A 19,831-nucleotide genomic window follows, 5' to 3' on the forward strand; every position below is an offset into this window, starting at 1 on the left:
CTGTTTCCTTCCTATCGTGCAGGTGCGAGCACTTTTGCCGCGGCGACCCAGTGATCGTCATGCACCCAGCTGGTGACGAAGTGTTCGAGCTCCGCTGCCCGGCACTCCGCGTGGGGCAGACCAAGCCGTTGCGCGAGCGTCACCGCCTTGAACCCACGGAGCACACGCGGCGTCTGCCGGCGCAGCGGGGCCGCGAACTCATCGACGAATGCCGTGAAATCCTGATCCGTATCGGCGACGGCGTCCGCAAGTCCAATCGAGACCGCTTCGGTACCGCCGATGACGGCTGACCGGCTCAGCAGCGACAGCGCGCGTGCATGGCCTACAAGTCGCATCAGGTCCACACCGCCGCCCCAGGATGTCGAAATGTTGATGCGCCCCTGGATAAAGCCAATCCGCGCATGCGCGGCCATCAGGCGAATGTCACAAGCGACGGCGAGCTCCGCTCCTCCGCCGAGCGCATCGCCGTTCAGCGCCGCGATCACGGGTAGCGGGAAACGGCGAATCTCGTCGAGCGCAGCGTAGGCTTCATTGGAGAATTGCCTGGACGCCTCGATCTCGCGAATCGATTCGACTTCCCGCAGGTCGCCGCCCGCGGCAAAGCTCTTGGTTCCGACGGCCGTAACAAGACCAAGCCGCAGTTCCCGGCGGTCTCGGTGGACGCGAAATGCTTCCCCGATCGCCGCCAGGACGGGCCGGCTAAGTGGATTACGCTTCTCCGGACGGTTGATCGTGACGCGCAGCACGTCGTCATCCAGCTGGACCAGAACCTCGCCACTAGTCACGCACGCCTCCCGGATGCTCTGGTCAATGCAGTCGCCCTCGTCATCGCCAGGTCTTCCGCTTCTTCCATCGGCGCACCCCACGCACGCCCTGGTCCTTGATGCCCAGGTAGAATTCCCTGACATCGTCCTTCTGCAGCAAGGCCGCTCCCGTATCGGCCATCACGATGCGTCCGAGTTCCAGGATGTATCCACGGTGCGCAACCTGCAGCGCCACGTTGGCATTCTGCTCGACCAGCACAATCGTGGTCCCGTTCTCACGGTTGATCCGGACGATGATCTCGAAAATCTCCTTCACGAGCTTTGGCGACAGTCCGAGCGAAGGCTCATCGAGCAGGATCATCTTCGGCCGCGCCATGAGCGCGCGCCCGATCGCCACCATCTGCTGCTCTCCGCCGGAAAGCATGCCGGCCGGACGCCCCGCCCGCTCCCTCAGCGAAGGGAAATACTCGAAAATGCGTTCGATGTCGGAGGCGACCGCCGCATGGTCGCGTCGCGTGTAAGCGCCGACCTTCAGGTTGTCCCTTACGCTGAGGAAGGGAAACAACTCGCGGCCCTCCGGCACGAGGCTGATGCCAAGCCCGACGACGCGGTCGGGATCCATCTTCTGGATTTCCCGGCCTTGGTACGACACCGAGCCCTTCTGCGGGTCCATGATCCCGCTGATCGTCTTCAGGATCGTGGTCTTTCCGGCGCCATTGGCTCCCAGGATCGTCACGATCTCCCCCTGGGGCACGTCGAAGCTGGCGCCTCGAATCGCCATCGTCGGACCGTAGTAGGTCTCGATATTGCGCACCTCCATCAAATTCCCCATGGACGTCATCCTCCGAGATATGCTTTGACGACATCGGGATGGCTCTGTACCGCGGCCGGCGATCCGATCGTCAGCAAGCGTCCGGCGTTGACCGCCATCACGCGGTCCGACACGTCGTTCACCAACGAAAGGTCATGCTCGACCATCACGACCGTAATGCCGAGATCGTCGCGGATGTCGCGAATCCAGAACGACAGATCCTCGGTCTCCTCGACGTTCAAGCCGGATGACGGCTCGTCGAGAAGGATCAGCTTGGGCCGGGCGCAGAGGGCGCGCGCGAGTTCGATGATCTTGCGTACGCCATAGGGCAAGTCATGCACCGTCGCGTCGCGGTAGCGCTGCAGATCGAGAAAATCGATCACTTCCTCGACACGGCGGCGAATCTTCCGCTCGGAAGCGCGGACTTTTGGCAGGAACAGCAGTTCCTCCCAAAACCGGGTCTGCCGGTGCGCATGCTGGCCCAACAGCAGGTTCTGCAGCAACGTCGCCTGCTCGAACAGCTCGACATTCTGAAAGGTCCGGGCAATGCCCCGACCCGCTATCTCGTGCGGCGGAACGCGCGTGATGTCGCTGCCCTCGAACAGCAGCCGGCCGCCGGACGCATTGTAGATTCGGCTGATCAGGTTGAAGATGGTCGTCTTGCCGGCGCCGTTGGGCCCGATGATCGTGAAGATCTCTCCCTGCGCCACATCGAACGTAATGCCGTCGACCGCCTTGATGCCGCCAAACCTGATCGCGAGATCGCGCGCCTGGAGGATGCTCACTGCAAGCGCTCCGTCCGCATATAGGTTTTCTGGCGCTTGAAGGTCTCACTCTTGTACATCGGAAATTGCCAGAAGAAGAACTTGATCTTGCGCCACAGGCCGTTGAGGCCGAGCGGTTCGAGCAGCACCACCAGCACGAGGATCACGCCATAGATGCCGGGCTCCAGCGCAGGCTGCTGGGCAATCCCTGCCGGCAGGTAGTCCCGCAGCAGCGCGATGACCGTCGGAAGCAGAACGAGAAAGATTGCGCCGAAGATCGCGCCGTGGATCGACCCCACCCCCCCGACCATCACGAGCATCAGGAGCTGGATAGACAGAACCGGCGTAAAGATGTCGGGCGTAAGATATCCGACCTTGTGGGCGAATAGCGCGCCGGCCAGTCCGGCCAGAAAGGCGCTGACCGCAAAGGCCAGCGTCTTGTATCCGGCGAGGTTGACGCCCATGCTCTGCGCCGCAATCTCGCTGTCGCGAATGGCAATCCAGGCACGCCCCGTCGGCGCGCGCAACAAATTCAGGATCGCCAGAATGCACACCACCAGGACCGACAGGCAGAGATAGTAGAAGCCGACTTCACCCTCGAGGCTCCATCCGAAGAACTGCGCCTTGGGCACGGCAACGCCGCGAGACCCTCCGGTAAGCGCTTCCCATCGTACGAACACCTCCTGCGCGATGGCGCTGAAGGCAAGCGTCGCGATAGCGAGATAGATGCCGCGCATCCGGATCGCCGGAACTCCGATGACGACCCCGGCGGCGGCGGCGGCGGCACCCGCCGAGAGCATCGATGGCAGTAACGGCACGCCTCGGTGGATCAGGTAGACATGCACATAGGCGCCGATCCCGAGGAAGGCGGCGTGCCCAATCGAAATCAGTCCGGCATAGCCCGCAAGCACCATCAGCGAGAGGCCCGCCAGCGACCAGATAAACAGGAAACTGAGTTCGCCGAGATAATACGGGGCGATCAGGAACGGCGCGGCAACCAGCGCGACGGACAGCAGCGAATACCAGAACACTGTCCCGCGATGAGGGAACAGGCCGATGTCCTGGTCGTACCGCGTTTTGAATATGAAGCGCATTTCTTACACCTTCTTGCGTCCGACGGCGCCGAACAGTCCCTGCGGGCACACGACAAGCACGACGAGCAGTACGATGTAGCTCGCGATGTCCTTGAACCCCTGCGGCAGGTAGACACCCGAGAACAGATCGATCAGACCGATCAGGATTCCACCGAGCACCGCCCCAGGTATGGAGCCAAAACCCCCGATTACCGCGGCCGCGAACGCTTTCAGGCCGACCGCACCGAGATTGGTGTCGATCAGGTTGATCGGGGCCAGCAAGACGCCGGCGATTGTCGCAACCGCCGCCGATAGCGCCCAGACGCCGGAGAGCATCCGCTTGACGGGGATACCCATGCAATAGGCAGCAAGCTGGTTCTGCGAAGCCGCCTGCATCGCCGTGCCGACACGGCTGAAGCGGAAAAAGCCGAACAGGATCAGGCCAAGAAGTGCTGTCGTCGCCAGGATCGAGAGATAGACGGCCGACAACACGACGCCTCCGAAGCGAAACGTCGCAGCGTCGAACGGCGTAGGCAGGCTGCGCGTCTCCGGCCCCCAGACCATCGCAGCCGCGCTCCGCATCACGACGCCGATTCCGATCGTCAGCATCACGGTCGAGAATTGCGGCTGCCCAATGATCCGGCGCACCACGATCATGTCGAGAAGTCCGCCAAAGATGGCCATCGTCACCATCGCAAGGGCGAGCCCAACCCAGTAGTTCAGACCAAACTGAACCACAAACGTGAACGCGACAAAGGCGCCAAGCATGACCAACTCGCCCTGCGCGAAGTTCACGACCTCTCCGGCCTTGTAAATGAGGACGAATCCCAACGCGACCAGGCCGTAAATGCAGCCGACCGCCAACCCGTTGACAAAGAGCTGCAAGAACTCAGCCATCGCCCCGCCCCCGCGCAAAGTCGGAACTTGCGCACGGCTGGACGACCGCATTCGCCCGCAACCCAATGCTCAGGAGATAAATTCCGCCCATGAGCCTCCCAACGTCCGCCTATTTTTTTCAGGCCGCGCTTGCGCGCCCCTTCTGGAGAAGGACGGTACGTACAATGATGCTAGTTGAATTATGACTGCCAAGTCAATTTTTATTGCAAACGACAGGCGCTCCACCGCGCGACGCGCGACATTTCGCGCGCCATCGCCAGCCATGCCGGCGTCATCGAGCGCGCGTTGCTGCGCCGCAAGATCTCATCTAGCCCCATGAAAACGCTATTCTATCGCAGCCATTTCCATCGACGACAGTTTCGGTGGAGACCATCCAGGATTACAACACATCTTCATCACGCTTCCGCGAAAAATGATCCTTCAGTCATTTTTGTAGATTCTTTTGTCGACCGCTGGTATCGTTCGCCAAAAGCCAGGACAGGGAGAGAAGCAATGAGCGTCGAAGGAAAGGTTGTCATCGTCACCGGAGCCGCACGCGGCATCGGGCAGGAATACGTTCGCGCGCTTGCCGCCGCAGGCGCCCGGCCGGTGGCGGCCGACGTGAGTGATTGCTCCGAGACGATCGATCTCGCGAAATCCGCCGGTGGCAAAGCCTTGGGCGTCAAATGCGACGTCGCGGATGCATCGTCGACCGACGCTATGGTGGCCGCGGCACTGAAGGCCTTTGGCCGCGTTGACGCACTGATCAACAACGCAGCTCTCTACGGCGGCCTCCGGGGCGGTCGTTTTGAAACAATCACCGAGGCGGACTGGGACGCCGCCATGACCATCAACGTCAAGGGTATCTGGAACTGCTGCAAGTCCGCGGTGCCGGCGTTGCGCGCGGCCGGCGGAGGCAGCATCATCAACATCGCATCATTGGCCGCAACGTTCGGGACGCCGTTCGTTCTGCACTACACGACCTCGAAGGCTGCCGTGATCGGCATGACGCGGGGACTCGCCCGTGAACTCGGACGCGACAATATTCGCGTCAACGCCGTCGCCCCGAGCGCCGTGATTACCGAAGGCACCCGCGAGTTCTTCGCCAACAAGCTCGACAAGGCGCTCGACGTGGTGAAGTCCGGACAGGCGATCCAGCGAAACCTTCAGCCGAGCGACCTGTCTGGAACGATTCTCTGGCTGGTGGCCGACACCTCGGCATTCGTCACCGGGCAGACGATCTCGGTCGATGGCGGCACGGTGATGAACTGAGCAAACGGTCCTTTTGGAGAAACAGCCATGTCGACAACCGCCGCCACCGAACCGAAGCTCGCAACCATTTCGCAAGCCACGCGGGACTTTATCGCCTCACCTCGCACGATGCTGATCGATGGCGAATGGAGGCAGGCCCGATCGGGACGCACGCTGCCCGTGATGGATCCATCGAATGGCCAATGGCTGACGTCGGTGCCCGCGGGTTCCTCTCCGGACGTGGACGACGCGGTGGCCGCCGCGCGTCGCGCCTTCGAGGGCGGCGAATGGCGGAAGTTCCGGCCCGTCGATCGCGAACGGCTGTTGCTGCGCCTGGCCGATGAGGTAGAGGCCCACGGCGACGAACTGGCCGAACTCGAATGCCTTGACAACGGCAAGAGCCTCGCCCTCGCGCGCCGCGTCGACCTGAAGAACACCATCGAATTCCTGCGCTATATCGCGGGTTGGGCGACCAAGATTGAGGGATCAACAGTCGACGTCTCGTTTCCGCGTCCGCGCGACGGTGATTACTTCGCCTACACGCGCAAGGAACCGGTTGGCGTTGTAGGCGCGATCATCCCATGGAATTTTCCGCTGATGATGGCGGCATGGAAGATCGGTCCCGCACTGGCGACCGGCTGCACCGTCGTACTCAAACCCGCCGAGGAGACGTCACTCACCGCGCTGCGCCTCGGCGAATTGCTGTTGAAGGTTGGCTGCCCGAAGGGCGTCGTGAACATCATTACTGGTGAAGGTCCCGACGCCGGCGCCGCGCTGGCCTCTCATCCGGGGATCGATAAGGTCGCATTCACGGGGTCGACCGAGGTCGGCAAGCTCATTGGCAAGGCCGCGATGGAAAACATGACGCGCGCCTCGCTCGAACTCGGCGGCAAGTCCCCCGTCATCGTGCTCGACGACGCCGATCCCGCTGCCGTGATCGGCGGCGCGGCCAGCGCCATCTTCTTCAACCAGGGCCAGGTCTGCACCGCCGGCTCGCGCCTCTACGTGCAGAAGAAGCTGTTCGACCAGGTGGTGGACGGCATCGCTGGCAGTGCCGAGAAGATGAAGCTCGGCTCCGGTCTTGATCCGACGACGCAGATTGCGCCGCTGGTGTCCGCGCGGCATCGCGATCGCGTTTGGGGCTACATCGAGGCCGGCAAGGCGCAGGGTGCCCGCGCGGTGGCCGGCGCTACTCGTCCCGAACAGCCCGGTTACTTCGTCAGGCCGACCGTATTCGTCGACGCGGACAACAGCATGAGCATCGTCCAGGAGGAGATTTTCGGACCTGTGCTGGTCGCCATGCCTTTTGACGATCTCGATGAGATCGCCCGCAAGGCGAACGATACCCCGTTCGGCCTCGGCGCCAGTATCTGGTCACGCGACCTCAGCAAGGTTCATCGCCTGATCCCGAAGATCAAGGCCGGCACGGTCTGGGTCAACTGCCACAACTTGATCGATCCGGCGCTTCCGTTTGGCGGTTACAAGCAGTCCGGCGTGGGCCGGGAGATGGGCCGCTCCGTGCTGGACCTCTACACGGAGAACAAGTCCGTGTGCATGGCAGTCTGATCGGAGGCGGCGTGCAGCGCCTTCTGACCATCGACGAACTCGATCTCGCGGGCGTCATTCGCCCGGGAGACCGCGTGATCTTTAGTCAAGGCACCGGCGAGCCGCGCACCTTGACCGAGCGTCTGGTTGCGCAGAAGGATGCCTTGCCGCCGTTTGAGATCTTTCTCGGCGTACAGTTCTCGGAAACCTTCCATCCCGAGCGCACCGCCGGAATAAGCTTTTCAAGTTATGGCGCCATTGGGAAGGCCGCAGCCCTGGCCAAGGCAGGCCGGCTCAATGTCATACCCTCGCACTATGGATCGCTGTCGCAGGCCTTCTCTCGGGGCGAACGACGAGCCGATGTCGCGCTGCTCCAGCTTGCGCCCCAACCAAAAAGCGGGAGCGGCTACAGCCTTTCCCTCGCGAACGATATCGCGGCCCAGGCTGCTGTTCATGCGCGTGTCATCATCGCGGAGGTCAATCCAGATGCTCCCTGGACGCACGGCGCTGAGCTGCCGTCCAACCTTGTGCCGCACCTGTTTGTCGAGGCCCGGCACAAGCCGATAGAGCTGCCCCCGACGCAAGTCGGACCGACCGAGCTGGCGATCGCGCGGCTCGCGGCAAGCCTCATTCCCAATGACGCTACGCTGCAGCTCGGGGTCGGAACCATTCCGGACGCGGTGTTGTCGCAACTTTCCGCTCATCGCGACATCGGAATCCACTCGGGACAGATCGGCGACAGCGTCGTCCCGCTGATCGAGCATGGCATCATCACCAATGCGAGAAAATCCACTCATCCCGGGGTATCGGTGTGCGGATCGCTTTTCGGGACGCGGCGCCTCTACGATTTCGCTCACCTCAATCCCGCGATCGCGGTCCGTCCGCCCCCGGAAACGCACAGCCTTCGCGTTATGGCGGCGATCGACCGGTTCATTTCCATCAACTCGGCGATTGAAGTCGATCTGACCGGCCAGGTAAACGCCGAGGTAGCCAGCGGGGTATATGTCGGCGGGCTTGGCGGGCAGCTCGACTTCATGCGAGGCGCCAACGCTTCGGCCGGCGGTCGCGCCATCATTGCGCTTCCAGCCACGACCCGCGACGGCACCATCAGCCGGATCGTTCCATCGATGACGACCGTTACCTGTCCCCGTGCGGACGTCGACGCGATCGTGACCGAATTCGGCATCGCCGAACTTCGCGGACTGTCACTCGAAGAGCGACGTCGCCGCATGATCGCGATCGCAGCTCCTCAATTCCGCGATCGTCTCGCGGCCATCCGCGAATAGCAGGCAGGGAAACATCAAAGTGCAACTGGTCCGATTGACAATGATCCATGAACCACCGATCATATTTTTCAACGACAAGGCCGATAGTCGAAACTTGGGAGGCTGACATGAAGGCACGGCATCTTTGCTTGCAGCTTGTCGCGCAGGGCAACTAGCCGATGCTCGCGCCGCTCAACCAAGTGCCCTCCCCGGCCGACGAAGCGTCAATTCACGTTGATGGCTGCGACACGGTCCCCCGGCTGTTCTGGTTGAAGGTGCAACAGCGCGACAGCGCGGTGGCGATGCGTGAAAAGGAATTTGGCATCTGGACGCCGATCACGTGGAAGCAATACGGGGAACGATCCAAACTCGCCGGCCTCGGCCTCAAGAGCCTCGGACTGACCCGTGGCGATGTCGTTTCGATCATCTCCGAGAATCTGCCGGAGTGGCTCTATACCGACATGGGCACGCTCGGTGTCGGCGGTGTCACCAACGGCATCTACACCACCGACTCCGCCAGGCAGGTCGAATATATCGTCAATGACAGCCGGACCAGGTTCTTCTTTGCCGAGAACGAGGAACAGCTCGACAAGATACTTGTCGCCCGCGCGAACTGTCCCTCGCTCGTCAAGATCATCGTCTATGACATGGAAGGGCTACTCCGATTCAGCGACGAACAGGTGATCTCCTTCGACCGGTTGCTGCAGCTCGGCGCCGAATATGAGAGATCCAATCCCGCGGTGTGGGAGCGCGAACTCGCGCTGGCGAGGCCGGCGGATCTGGCGGTGCTTATCTACACATCCGGCACGACCGGGCCGCCGAAAGGCGCGATGATCTGCCATCGCAACATCATGTTTCATATCGCGAGCGCCGACGTCTTCTGCGAGAGCGTGCCGGGAGACGAACTGCTTTCCTTCCTGCCGCTCTGTCACATCGCCGAGCGAAAATTCAGCGTCTTCTATCCGCTCCGGACGGGCGCTGTGGTCAACTTCATCGAAAGCCTGGATGCCGTCCCCGAGAATGCGCGCGAGGTTTCCCCGACGTGGTTCTTCGCGGTGCCCCGCATCTGGGAAAAGTTCTATTCCGACGTCACAATCAGGATGTCGGACGCGACCATCTTCGGAAAGGCCGCGTACGATGCAGCGATCGCCATCGGCAGGACGAGGGCGCGACGCAGCCTGGCGGGAGAAGCAATCCCGTGGCACCTGAACGTCGCATTCCGGGTCGCCGACAAGCTCGTCCTGCACAACATCAAGATCTATCTCGGCTTGCGCCGCACGCGCATCCTCGGGACCGGTGCGGCGCCGATCTCGCCAGATCTCATCAGCTGGTATCTCGCTTTGGGCCTGGAAATGCGCGAGATCTACGGCCAGACCGAAAATACCGGCATCTCCACGGTGATGCCCAAGCGCAAGAAGCTCGGCACGGTAGGCACGGCCCTGCCCGGCACTCAGGTCAAGCTGTCTCCGCAGAACGAGATACTGGTCCGGGGCCCGCACATATTCCTCGGCTATCTCAACAACAGCGCCAAGACAGCCGAGACGGTCGTGGATGGCTGGCTGCACACCGGCGACGTCGGCGAGATCGATGACGACGGTTATGTCAAGATCACCGACCGGATGAAAGACATCATCGTAACCGCCGGCGGCAAGAATATCACGCCCTCGGAGATCGAGAACCAGCTGAAGTTTTCTCCGTTCATCGCGGACGCGGTCGTCATCGGTGACAAACGGAAATATCTGAGCTGCCTCATCATGATCGACCACGACAACGTCGTGAAATATGCGCAGGACCACGCTGTTCCGTTCACGAACTACGCATCATTGTGCGCTGCCAAGGACGTGCAAGGCTTGATCCAGAGCGAGATCGACAAAGTGAACAAGAACTTCGCGCGCGTGGAAACCATCAAGCGGTTCGCCCTTATCGACCAGCTGCTGACGGCCGAGGACGACGAGCTGACACCGACCATGAAGCTGAAGCGAAAATTCGTCAATGAGAAGTACAGAGCGCTCATCGACGCAATGTACTAGCCAAAGCACGGATAGAAAATCGAACGAAACCGACAAAACCCCTGGGAGGAACCGCGATGAGAACAACATCCTTGATCTTAGGACTGGTCACCGTGCTGAACGCTTCCACCGCGCTCCATGCGCAGGAAGTGATCTGGAAAACGCAAGGTGTCACGAAGGACGAAGTCGTGCTCGGAATGCATGCCGACCTGTCCGGCGTCGCTGCCAGCTTCAGCGTCGGCGTGGTCAACGCGATCCGGATGCGCATCGATGAAGTAAACGAAACCGGCGGGATCAACGGACGAAAGCTGCGGCTGGTGGTCGAAGACACCGGCTACCAGGTGCCGAAAGCGGTCCAGGCCGCGAACAAGCTGATCAACCGCGACAGCGTGTTCGCGATGATCGGAAATCTCGGCACGCCGCAGAACAACGCTGTGCTGCCCGAGCAGCTGAAGGCCGGCGTTCCTAACATCTTCCCGATTTCGTGGGCGGATTCGATGTCCAAACCCTTCCACCCGCTGAAATTCGCGATCTACGCGCCGTACTCGGACCAGATCCGGGTGGCTGTGAAATACATGGTGGAGAAGAAGGGGAAGAAGACCGTGTGCGCCATGCACCAGGACACCGACTTCGGCACCGAAGTGTTCAACGGCGCCAAGGCCCAACTTGACGCGATGGGAATGAAATTTGCCGAGGTCACGACACATAAGCCCACTGATCAGGATTTTACCGCTCAACTGACAAAATTGCGTGCGGCCAACTGCGACCTAATCGCGATGGGCACGATCGTGCGGGATACCGTCATTCCCTATTCCGCCGCCCGCAAGATGGGATGGGACGTCGACATGATCGGAACGTCTGCGAGCTACGATCTGGCCATTTCCGGCATTCAGGGCGGCACCACCGAGGGCTACTATACGGCCGGCTTCTTCGACGCCCCCAACCCGGAAACCGCACGGCCGGCGGCAGCCGCGTGGATCGCCCGATACAAGAGCCGCTACAACATCGATCCGACCATTCAAGCCGCGCTCGGCCAGGTTATCATCGACCTGACCGTGAAGGCGATCGAGAACGCCGGGCCGGACCTCACGACGCAGAAACTCGTCGAGGGGATGGAGAAGATCCGCAATTACCAAGACATCTTCAGCGGCCCGCCGCAAGGCTTCTCCGCAACCGAGCATGTTTCCTCGCGTGAGTCGGTGATCTATCGGGTTGAAAAGGGACGTTGGGTGCGACTCCCCGACAGCGTGGCTGTCGCGAAGTAAAGGAAGCTACCCCGGCGACGTCTCAACGAGGAGTTTGCTGTGACTGACGAATCGGGCTTTTGCGCGGTTCGGCAGCCGCGAGAAACATGACCGGCAGTTGGTAAGGCGTCGCCGTGGTACATTATCGATGAAAGAGATGGCGTCGCTTTCGGCGCTCAGCATAGTGTGAGGATCCATGCAACATACAACACAGGTAGAGCTGATCAAACGCGTCTTCGAATTGTTCGATCGAAAGTCCACTTCGATGGGCGACAACATCTATCGCAATCCCATTTCCGACTACACCTGCATGGATCAGGCACGGTTGGAGCAGCAACAGTTTTTCCGGGAAACCCCGCTTGTGATGTGCCTGTCGTCACGCATGCCTAATCCGGGCGACTACGTGACCGACGAGCTTTCCGGTGTGCCGGTCCTGGTTACGCGCAATGCCGAGGGAAAGGTACGGGCCTTTCTCAACGTTTGCCGACATCGTGGTGCTCCGGTCGCTCAGGGCTGCGGGTCGGGCAAGAAGATGTTCGTGTGCCCCTATCACGCCTGGACCTACGATCTCGAGGGGCGGCTACGCTCCCGCGGGCCTGCTGACGCCTTCCCGGACGTCTCGGCCGACAACGGCAGCCTGGTGCCGCTCCCAGCCACGGAGAAGCACGGGATCATCTGGGTCAAGACCTCGCCTGGGCCCGATATCGACGCGGACGATCTCCTTCAGGGCCTCGGCCCCGAACTCGCGTCCTACAAGCTCGAGACTTCCTCCCACTACCAGACATCCAACCTGCACAAACCGATGAACTGGAAGCTTGTGATCGACACGTTCCTCGAAACCTGGCACATCGGCACACTCCACCGCAACACGGTGGCATCGATCTTCCAGCCCAATATCAACGTCTTCGACGCCTTCGGGCTCAATGGTCGCTTCATTCTGCCTCGCCGTAGCATCCTCGAGTTGCGAGACAAACCCGAATCGGAATGGGACCTTCTGAAGCATTCGGCCATCATCTATCTGATATTTCCAAATACCCTGATCGTCTGGCAGGGCGATCATGTCGAAACGTGGCGATCGTTCCCTGAGGATCTCTCGCCGGATAAGTGCATCGCAGAAGCCGCGCTCTACTCGCCCGAGCCGCCGACGACCGAGAAGGCAAGAAAATATTGGGACAAGAACATGGAGTTGCTCCTGGCGACCGTCGAACACGAGGACTTTCCGGTATGCATCGATATGCAGCGCGGCTTCCGGTCCAATGCCCAAAGCTTTATCACGTTCGGCCGCAACGAACCCGGCTTAACGCACTATCACCACGGGATGCGATCGCGTTTGGGTTTGAAAGAAGCCCCGGCCATTCCTGGATAGCCGGCGAAGCCACGGTTCTGCGCCCATTTCGCCGTGCATACCGGCCCGGTGGGCGGCACCAACGTAGCGTTTGAGACGGATGTCAAAGGCCACCGTGGCCGAGCCATCCGCCGCCGCCGCCACAAAAAGCAGCGTTCGGGGCTTTTGCCCGGCGAGCCATTTTGCTGTAGACGGTCGATATCAAATCCGGAGTTCCGACGGTGAAGCCTGAACGGCAGAAACGAAAGCTAACCCTCGTTAAGAAACTGGGAAAGGCGCAGAAACTGACGCGCGCGCAGAAGCAGAGCCAAATCCGCGCGGCGCTGCTAGAGGCTGCTGCGAAGGTGGTCGGCGAAGTCGGTTATTCCGCTGCGATGGTGTCCACCATCACGCGGCGGGCCGGCGTTGCCCAAGGCACGTTCTACAACTACTTCCGTTCGCGCCAGGACCTTTTCGATCAGTTGTTGCCGAGCATGAGCGAAGAAATGCTCGGCTTCATCAAGGAGCGCTCATCGCTCGCTCCCAACGACGCGGCGCGCGAGAAGCTGCGGTTCGAAGCCTACTTCGCCTACCTAGTGAAGCGACCGGAATTCTACCGTATCCTCTATGAGTCCGAGCTGTTCTCGCCGGAAGCATTTCAGCAGCACATCGACGTTGTCGCGAACGGCTACCAACGTGTGCTGAAACGCGCCGCTGATGCCGGCGATGCGCACACGGTCGACCCTCGCGAATACGAAGTTCTCGCCTTTATGTTGATGGGAGCTCGAAAGTATCTCTCAAGCCGCTTCGCCCGATCGAACGGCTCCATGCGGGAATTGCCGGACTTCGTCACGAAGGCCTACATGCGCTTCGTTTGCAACGGCTTCTGGGACGAGCACGCCAGCATCGCGAACTCCTCGCCTGCGAGGCAGACCAGGAAGCCGGCGCTGGTCAGCGATCGTGTGCTGCGAGGCGAGAAAGCTTGATTGATCGGAGCGATCTCATGCTGCCACCACCACGCAACATGGTCGGTGCGACGGCGGCCGTATGCCCAAGCTTGGCCGTCACCCCGTTTCAGCCCCGATGCGCCGGGGCAAGTGAGGACGTGGCGCGTTCACGCAGCACCAGGGTCTGAGTCGCAACTCCGATGGGGCCGTGCACGTCGTACAGGCGTGACAGCGTGGTGCCTACACTGCGTGTTTCGCGGGATCGTGAGCATGGATTTCACCGCATCGTGAGCAACGACTTCAGAGGATAGTGAGCAACGATTTCAGGCGATCGTGAGCACCTTTTGGCGGTGCCGGACGCTTCGGCCGACAACTCAACCGGGCTACGGGTTTCTCATTCAACCAATGAGGAAGCCTGATGCCTACCCAGAGATTGTCGATGCGCCGGATCAGAGAAGTTCTACGTTTGAGGCACCAGGGCCTGACCGAGCGCGTCATTGCGCGGACGTTGGGAGTGAGCAATGGGGTCGTGCATGGCTACGTGCGTCGCGCCCGTCTTGCGGGGCTGATCTGGCCTCTACCGGAGGGCCTGGACGACGAGGGCCTGGAGCTGTTGCTGTTCCCGGCGCCGACGGCTGCCTCACAAAGCGACCGGCGCCCGACACCGGATTGGGCTTATGTGGAGAAGGAACTGCGCCGCCGCAGCGTGACCCGCTTGCTGTTGTGGGAAGAGTATCGCGCTGCCAATTCGGACGGCTTTGGCTATACCTGGTTTTGCACGACTTTCGAGGCCTGGAAGCTGCGTGCACGGCCGAGCATGCGTCAGACCCACATCGGTGGGGAGAAGGTGTTCGTCGATTTCGCCGGCGACACCATCGACATCTTCGATCCCATCACGGGCGAAGTGTGCGCCATGAAGCTGTTCGTCGCGGCGATGGGGGCCTCGAACTACACCTACGCCGAGGCTTGCCCAAGCGAGAGCCTATCCGACTGGATCGGCGTGCATACCAATTTGTTCAGATATCTGCGGTGTGCCGAAGTTCGTAGTCTGCGACAATCTCAAGGCCGCCGTGACCAACCTCGATCGTTACGACCCCGGGATCAACCGAACCTATGCCGAGATGGCCAGCCATTACGGCACCGCGATCCTGGCGGCCCGGCCGAGGCGGCCAAAGGATAAGACGATCGCTTCATACTGCACCTTGTTCTGATGATGGCGCGGTGATTGGGACGAGCCGCGCCGGTCGCGCACCTCGACCGCCACACCCCTTGAGGATAGTCTGCTGCACTGGTAATGCCCACAGGCCACGATTCAAAAGATCACTGAAGCACTTCGTAATCAGCCCTTGACGACCCCACTCGTGCACGGCCGTCTCCGAGATGCCGAACTTCGCAGCGACCTCGCGCGTCGTGAGCATGCCGCGGCGGCGCAACCGATCGTATCGGCTTGCCAGTTTGTAGGCGCCGCGAATGAACGCGATCTTCTTCAGGTTGAAGGGCTTGCCCTCCCAGGTGCGCCATCCGTCGCGGTTCAAAATGTCGGCAATCTCGCGGTCGCAATGCTGATCGAGCAACCGGTCGACGGTCGCGACAAGCTCGGGCTTGAACTTGCGCAGCTGGGCGATAGGCAGCGGCCGTTCGAGTTCCAATGTGCGCGTAGCCCCGCCGGACAGACGCACATGGGCGGTAATCTTCTGCGCTTTGATCAACGTCACGTCATCGATGAGCAGGCGCACGATGCGTTTACGCTCACGGAAGTCGACGCGCGAGTCGTTCCAGATTTGTGGCAGCTGCTCGGCAAGACCGAGAATGCGTTGGCGGACCTCGGCGCTGAGTGTCGCAGCCTGCTGCTTGCTGCGGCGTTCGTATTCCTCGGCAGCTTCGGCATGACGGCGCAGCTTGTCGTTCCATTCCGCCTCGAGAGTATCGGCGACGAGTCGATTGTCGGGGTCTACTTTCATGTAGCGTCGGCGGGCAAGCTCGGCGTCATAGCGCAACCGCTCCACATGCTGGCGACGTGCGGTATTTGCCTCGTGAGCGCGCGTCTCAAGTTCGCGCTGGACTTCCAGGGTGACGGCCAGCGTCATCGGCGTCATCATCTCGATCAGCACGCAACAACTGCCGCATCGACGATCTTGCCGGGCACCGTTTGACACGTTTTTCCGGCACGGCGCACCGCGCTCTCCTGACAGATATAAGTCGGGACCGTACTGCCATGCTCGCGGCTGTAACGCACGCCCATCTTGCTGTGCAAACACGGCGGTGGGCAGGGCAGGCTCCGCGGAAGACAGGATATCGGTCATAATGCTCCTTGTGGGGGTGTCTGCGGCGCTCCGTTGCCGGCGTCGGCTCCCAGGAAGTCCAGAATTGCATCGGCGAACGCGTCATTCCTGTCACCTGAAACCATGTGACCCGCACCGCTGACGTCGACCATCTGTGCGCGCGGTACGAGGCTTCGAAAGGCCTCCGCGCTTTCGAGGGAAACAACGTCCGACGACCCACCGCGGACCAGCAGTATCGGCAGCGTAAGATCGCTGGCGACCTGCTCGAGCTGATGCAGCACCGCGTCGCCGGCCCCATCGACGCGGCGTGGTCCATCCAAAAAGCGCGGGTCCCAGTGCCAGTACCAGTGCCAGTGCCAGTACCAGCGCCCGTCTGCACGCTGCTTCAGGTTTTTGCGCGAGCCGTCTGTCGAACGAGGCTTGGCTCGATGCGGCAAATATGCCGCGACCACTTCAGCAGCCTCGTCAAGGCTGATGAATCCCTTCCCTTGCACACGCTTGCATGAAATCGCGGATGTTGGCGACTCCGCTTGCCTCTAGACGTGGCGCAATATCGACGAGGACCAGCGCTGAAAAGCAAGCCGCCTGGCCAAGTGCATAGAGCGACGCGAGCCCACCGAGGGAAGCACCGATCGCAACAGGTTTGGCGCCGAAACGCCGTTCGATCTCCTGGCCGAGCCAGGCCGCCTCCCGGCCATAATCTTCAAGAGCATAGGCACCACTATCGACCCATGCACTATCCCCGTGGCCGCGCTGATCAATGGCAATGGCAGTGAAGCCTCGCCCGGCGAGCTTTTCCGCCGTCGTACGCCAGGCGTGCCGGGTCTGTCCGCCACCATGCAACAGCAACGCCGTACGAGTACCGCAGCCCTAGGCATCCCCTTCGATTTCGTTTCCTTCAGCACCGACGAAGATGATGCGACGTGGCTGAACTGACATGTAACCTCATGACGAACATTGGCTTGCGATTGGCTATGCAGCACACAGCCGGAAATCGCCATAGCCCATTAAGATTCTGCTCTGGCACCACGGACCGCGAGCGCGGACCGCATCTACCCGGCCGTTCAGCTAGGTTCGTGCCTCTCCAGGATCGTTATTGCACAGGCCGCTTCGTCAAAGCCAATCACACCCCCACCATTTTCTGCGAGCGCCAGGCGTGCCTTTTTGGCCTGTCGTTCACCGGCCTCGCCGCGCAACTGCAGCACAAGCTCATGAATCATCGAAAGACCTGTGGCTCCGATCGGATGTCCCTTGGAAACCAGCCCCCCGGAAAGATTTACCGGACGATCTCCTCCGAATGTCGTTGCGCCTGAGGCGACATAAGACCCGCCCTGTCCCTCCGCGCAGAAGCGCAGCATCTCGACTTGATAAATCTCGCAGAACGAGGTCGCGTCATGAACCTCGGCGATATCGATTTCCGACGGCGAAATCCCCGCCATTTTGTAGGCCCTGTCCGCGGCAATACGCGAGAGGCCCGGTTCGTCGAGCGACCGGTATTTGCCGCCCGACATCGTGCTGGCCCTGATCTTCACCGCGCGATCCCGCACCCGGCTCGGCAATGCCGCGAGATAGTCCTTCGAGCAGACAAGAGCGGCGGCGGCGCCATCGCCAACCGGCGCGCACATGCTTCGTGTCAGCGGATAGCTGATCGCACGATCCGCCAGCACGTCATCGGCAGTCATCCTGAAGCGATATTGTGCCAGAGGATTAAGGCTTCCGTGATGGTGATTTTTGGACGCGCCGATCGCGATCTGACGCTGCGTCGTGCCGAAGCGCTTCATGTGATACGCCGCCTGCATGGCGTAGGTATCCATGAAGATGGTGCCACGTTTTTCATCAGGCAGGAAGGGCTTGCCACTGGCCTCACCCGCATCGCGGTAGTAGGCGAGCCATTCGCCGGGATCCAGCTGATCAATCCCTCCGTCGAAGATTTCCTGCGTTCTTGCCGGGTCGTCCGGCACGAAGGTCTTCTCGACCCCAATGGCCAGTGAAAGCTGCGCGTCGCCCGACGCGATGTCCTTCCATGCGCCATGCAAGGCCTGGGACGCGGTGGCGCAACCGCCTTCAACATTCATCGTCGGGACGCGCTCGGGAAACAGACCCTCCCGCACCAACGGAGAGAGGCAGACTTGTCCGCGGATATTGCGCTGTCCGAATGCCCCCATGCCGCAGTTCCCAAACCACGCCATTGCAATGTCGCGCCCATCCTCCATCCCCGCGTCCGCCAGCACCGCAAGGTAGGCCTCTCGGGTCAAAGCCTTGAAGCTGGTCTGCGGCTTTCTACCAAACGGAGTACATGCAGTTCCGATCACATAGACTTCAGAGGCCATCTTTTTCACCAGTATCCAGTATGACGCTTCATGCGCATCAGCGCAGGCGAACCGGGAGCGATTGCATGCCTCGGAGGATGATTGAATCCTTCCACCCCGGGGCGGAATCTGCTGCAAGTGAAATCCCGGGAAACCGCTCGATCAGAGAACGCAAGGCAATCTGCCCTTCGAGTCTGGCGAGCTGAGCGCCGAGGCAAAAGTGGATCCCATGACCGAATGTCAAATGCGGATTCGGCGATCGGCCGAGATCGAAGCGATCCGCATCCCCGAACTGCTCGGGATCGCGGTTGGCCGCATTGATGAAGGCAAACAAGCGTTGCCCCTGCAGCAGCTTTCGGCCACCGAACTCCACATCGGCCGTGATGACACGCACCAAAGCGCCACTTGGCCCATCATACCGCAGCCATTCCTCGACGGCGGATTCGGCCAGTGATGGATCGTCCTTGACGCGCGCCCACTGCTCCGGCGAGCTCATCGTGTAATAGAACCCGTTACCGAGCAGGTTAGTCGTCGTTTCATGCCCTGCGAACAGCAGAAGGATGCAGGTTGCGATCACTTCGTCCTCGGTCAGCGCCTCGCGCTTATCGGGCTCGCTTACGAGCTGGCTGATGATATCACCCTGAGGATCGACCGTTCGCTTGGCAATAATGTCGCGAAAGTAGTCTGCCATGGCCTTCGCCCCGGCCTCTGCGCGGATATACTTGTCTGCCGTCGCGCGCGACGTTCCGATGAACAAGGCGATGTCGTCCGACCAGTCCTTGACGCGATGCAAGTCTTCCCGCGGCACGCCGAGTAGATCCATCATCACGGTTGCCGGCAATGGGTAAGCAAAATCCGCGATCCAGTCGACGACCCCCGTGGAGCGCGCCTTTTTCTCTATCTCGTCCAATAGCAGCGCGACGATCTCCTCAACGTTGGGTTCAAGCGCCTTGATAGATCGCGAGGTGAAAGCCTTGGTGAACAGCCGCCGCAGCCGGGTGTGCTCGGGCGGATCACGGAAAACCATCCATTTGCCGAGGTAGGTCATCAGGTTGGCATAGCCGCCCTGACTCTCGGCGGGCACCGTCGCAAAGAACGGCGCCAGTCGCTCCGCCGACATGTCGGAGTTCGACACCGCCACGCGCCTCACATCGTCATAGCGCGTAATGACCCACGCCTTCAAAGCTGTCGACCAATGCACCGGATCGCTCTCCCGCAACTGCGAGAAAATCGGAAACGGATCGGCATTGGTCTTGGGATCGGCGAAATCGAGATTCAGCATCAACGGAAACTCCCTGTCCTTTCCGCGCGAGCAGCGCGGCGCGCGGGACCCGATCGCCGGGCCCGCCTCAGCGGTCATAGCTCAG

General features: G+C 61.1%; 17 protein-coding genes and 1 pseudogene. 8 read left to right on the forward strand and 10 right to left on the reverse strand.

Annotated elements, in window-relative coordinates:
• Positions 1 to 11 precede the first annotated feature (11 nt).
• Genes JQ621_RS09200 through JQ621_RS09220 form a run of 5 tightly spaced genes read right to left on the reverse strand, consistent with a single transcriptional unit; the run spans position 12 to position 4,309 of the window.
• Positions 12 to 785, reverse strand: a complete 774-nt coding sequence (locus tag JQ621_RS09200; RefSeq protein WP_212234118.1) for an enoyl-CoA hydratase/isomerase family protein — start codon at positions 783 to 785, stop codon at positions 12 to 14.
• Between the two features lie 40 nt (positions 786 to 825).
• Positions 826 to 1,596 carry an ABC transporter ATP-binding protein gene (locus JQ621_RS09205; protein WP_409334207.1) on the reverse strand — a complete coding sequence of 257 codons (771 nt, stop codon included), beginning with the start codon at positions 1,594 to 1,596 and terminating at the stop codon, positions 826 to 828.
• A 5-nt stretch (positions 1,597 to 1,601) separates the two neighbouring features.
• A complete protein-coding gene (locus JQ621_RS09210) occupies positions 1,602 to 2,360 on the reverse strand; it encodes an ABC transporter ATP-binding protein (protein WP_212234120.1) in 759 nt (252 codons plus the stop codon).
• On the reverse strand, positions 2,357 to 3,433 hold the full coding sequence (locus JQ621_RS09215) for a branched-chain amino acid ABC transporter permease (protein ID WP_212234121.1): 1,077 nt from the start codon (positions 3,431 to 3,433) through the stop codon (positions 2,357 to 2,359). The genes JQ621_RS09210 and JQ621_RS09215 overlap by 4 nt, the downstream gene beginning before the upstream one ends.
• 3 nt (positions 3,434 to 3,436) lie before the next feature.
• Positions 3,437 to 4,309 carry a branched-chain amino acid ABC transporter permease gene (locus tag JQ621_RS09220; protein ID WP_212234122.1) on the reverse strand — a complete coding sequence of 291 codons (873 nt, stop codon included), beginning with the start codon at positions 4,307 to 4,309 and terminating at the stop codon, positions 3,437 to 3,439.
• 174 nt (positions 4,310 to 4,483) lie between these two features.
• Between JQ621_RS09220 and JQ621_RS09225 the strand changes: the two genes are divergently transcribed.
• From JQ621_RS09225 to istA, 8 genes and pseudogenes are all read left to right on the forward strand, one after another.
• Entirely contained in the window at positions 4,484 to 5,560 is a 1,077-nt protein-coding gene (locus JQ621_RS09225) for an SDR family NAD(P)-dependent oxidoreductase (protein WP_212234123.1), read from the forward strand.
• Between the two features lie 27 nt (positions 5,561 to 5,587).
• A complete protein-coding gene (locus tag JQ621_RS09230) occupies positions 5,588 to 7,105 on the forward strand; it encodes an aldehyde dehydrogenase family protein (RefSeq protein WP_212234124.1) in 1,518 nt (505 codons plus the stop codon).
• An 11-nt stretch (positions 7,106 to 7,116) separates the two neighbouring features.
• Complete coding sequence (locus JQ621_RS09235; RefSeq protein ID WP_312015399.1) at positions 7,117 to 8,370, forward strand: acetyl-CoA hydrolase/transferase family protein; 1,254 nt, start codon at positions 7,117 to 7,119, stop codon at positions 8,368 to 8,370.
• A gap of 158 nt (positions 8,371 to 8,528) precedes the next feature.
• Entirely contained in the window at positions 8,529 to 10,379 is a 1,851-nt protein-coding gene (locus JQ621_RS09240) for an AMP-dependent synthetase/ligase (RefSeq protein ID WP_212234125.1), read from the forward strand.
• 56 nt (positions 10,380 to 10,435) lie between these two features.
• Positions 10,436 to 11,623, forward strand: coding sequence for an ABC transporter substrate-binding protein (locus tag JQ621_RS09245; protein WP_212234126.1), 1,188 nt, complete (start codon positions 10,436 to 10,438; stop codon positions 11,621 to 11,623).
• A 175-nt stretch (positions 11,624 to 11,798) separates the two neighbouring features.
• On the forward strand, positions 11,799 to 12,968 hold the full coding sequence (locus tag JQ621_RS09250) for an aromatic ring-hydroxylating oxygenase subunit alpha (RefSeq protein ID WP_212234127.1): 1,170 nt from the start codon (positions 11,799 to 11,801) through the stop codon (positions 12,966 to 12,968).
• A gap of 200 nt (positions 12,969 to 13,168) precedes the next feature.
• A complete protein-coding gene (locus JQ621_RS09255; protein WP_212234128.1) occupies positions 13,169 to 13,912 on the forward strand; it encodes a TetR/AcrR family transcriptional regulator in 744 nt (247 codons plus the stop codon).
• Between the two features lie 379 nt (positions 13,913 to 14,291).
• Positions 14,292 to 15,054 (forward strand): annotated as a pseudogene (istA, locus tag JQ621_RS09260) (IS21 family transposase); the annotation flags it as partial.
• Positions 15,055 to 15,063: 9 nt separating this feature from the next.
• Here istA and JQ621_RS09265 read toward each other — a convergent pair.
• The 5 genes from JQ621_RS09265 to JQ621_RS09280 form a co-directional block, all read right to left on the reverse strand.
• Positions 15,064 to 16,176, reverse strand: a complete 1,113-nt coding sequence (locus tag JQ621_RS09265) for a hypothetical protein (RefSeq protein WP_212234129.1) — start codon at positions 16,174 to 16,176, stop codon at positions 15,064 to 15,066.
• Positions 16,173 to 16,607, reverse strand: a complete 435-nt coding sequence (locus JQ621_RS35365; RefSeq protein WP_312015400.1) for an alpha/beta fold hydrolase — start codon at positions 16,605 to 16,607, stop codon at positions 16,173 to 16,175. Before JQ621_RS35365 ends, JQ621_RS09265 begins: the two co-directional genes overlap by 4 nt.
• Positions 16,608 to 16,620: 13 nt before the next feature.
• A complete protein-coding gene (locus JQ621_RS35370; RefSeq protein WP_249124991.1) occupies positions 16,621 to 17,004 on the reverse strand; it encodes an alpha/beta hydrolase in 384 nt (127 codons plus the stop codon).
• A 215-nt stretch (positions 17,005 to 17,219) separates the two neighbouring features.
• Positions 17,220 to 18,485, reverse strand: a complete 1,266-nt coding sequence (locus JQ621_RS09275; RefSeq protein WP_212234309.1) for a thiolase family protein — start codon at positions 18,483 to 18,485, stop codon at positions 17,220 to 17,222.
• A 37-nt stretch (positions 18,486 to 18,522) separates the two neighbouring features.
• Positions 18,523 to 19,746: a cytochrome P450 gene (locus JQ621_RS09280; protein ID WP_212234130.1), complete on the reverse strand. Its 1,224-nt coding sequence runs from the start codon at positions 19,744 to 19,746 to the stop codon at positions 18,523 to 18,525.
• Positions 19,747 to 19,831: the final 85 nt, after the last annotated feature.

Origin of the sequence: Bradyrhizobium manausense (genome assembly GCF_018129685.1) — a bacterium.
Taxonomy (GTDB): domain Bacteria; phylum Pseudomonadota; class Alphaproteobacteria; order Rhizobiales; family Xanthobacteraceae; genus Bradyrhizobium; species Bradyrhizobium manausense_D.

What these genes read in the sequence shown, in the direction of transcription:
- JQ621_RS09250 (WP_212234127.1), top strand. Translation starts at nt 11,799, where the DNA reads ATGCAACATACAACACAGGTAGAGCTGATCAAACGCGTCTTCGAATTG.
- JQ621_RS09265 (WP_212234129.1), bottom strand. Translation starts at nt 16,176, where the DNA reads ATGACCGATATCCTGTCTTCCGCGGAGCCTGCCCTGCCCACCGCCGTG.
- JQ621_RS09275 (WP_212234309.1), bottom strand. Translation starts at nt 18,485, where the DNA reads ATGGCCTCTGAAGTCTATGTGATCGGAACTGCATGTACTCCGTTTGGT.
- JQ621_RS09245 (WP_212234126.1), top strand. Translation starts at nt 10,436, where the DNA reads ATGAGAACAACATCCTTGATCTTAGGACTGGTCACCGTGCTGAACGCT.
- JQ621_RS09230 (WP_212234124.1), top strand. Translation starts at nt 5,588, where the DNA reads ATGTCGACAACCGCCGCCACCGAACCGAAGCTCGCAACCATTTCGCAA.
- JQ621_RS09215 (WP_212234121.1), bottom strand. Translation starts at nt 3,433, where the DNA reads ATGCGCTTCATATTCAAAACGCGGTACGACCAGGACATCGGCCTGTTC.
- JQ621_RS09280 (WP_212234130.1), bottom strand. Translation starts at nt 19,746, where the DNA reads ATGCTGAATCTCGATTTCGCCGATCCCAAGACCAATGCCGATCCGTTT.
- JQ621_RS09205 (WP_409334207.1), bottom strand. Translation starts at nt 1,596, where the DNA reads ATGGGGAATTTGATGGAGGTGCGCAATATCGAGACCTACTACGGTCCG.
- JQ621_RS09220 (WP_212234122.1), bottom strand. Translation starts at nt 4,309, where the DNA reads ATGGCTGAGTTCTTGCAGCTCTTTGTCAACGGGTTGGCGGTCGGCTGC.
- JQ621_RS09240 (WP_212234125.1), top strand. Translation starts at nt 8,529, where the DNA reads ATGCTCGCGCCGCTCAACCAAGTGCCCTCCCCGGCCGACGAAGCGTCA.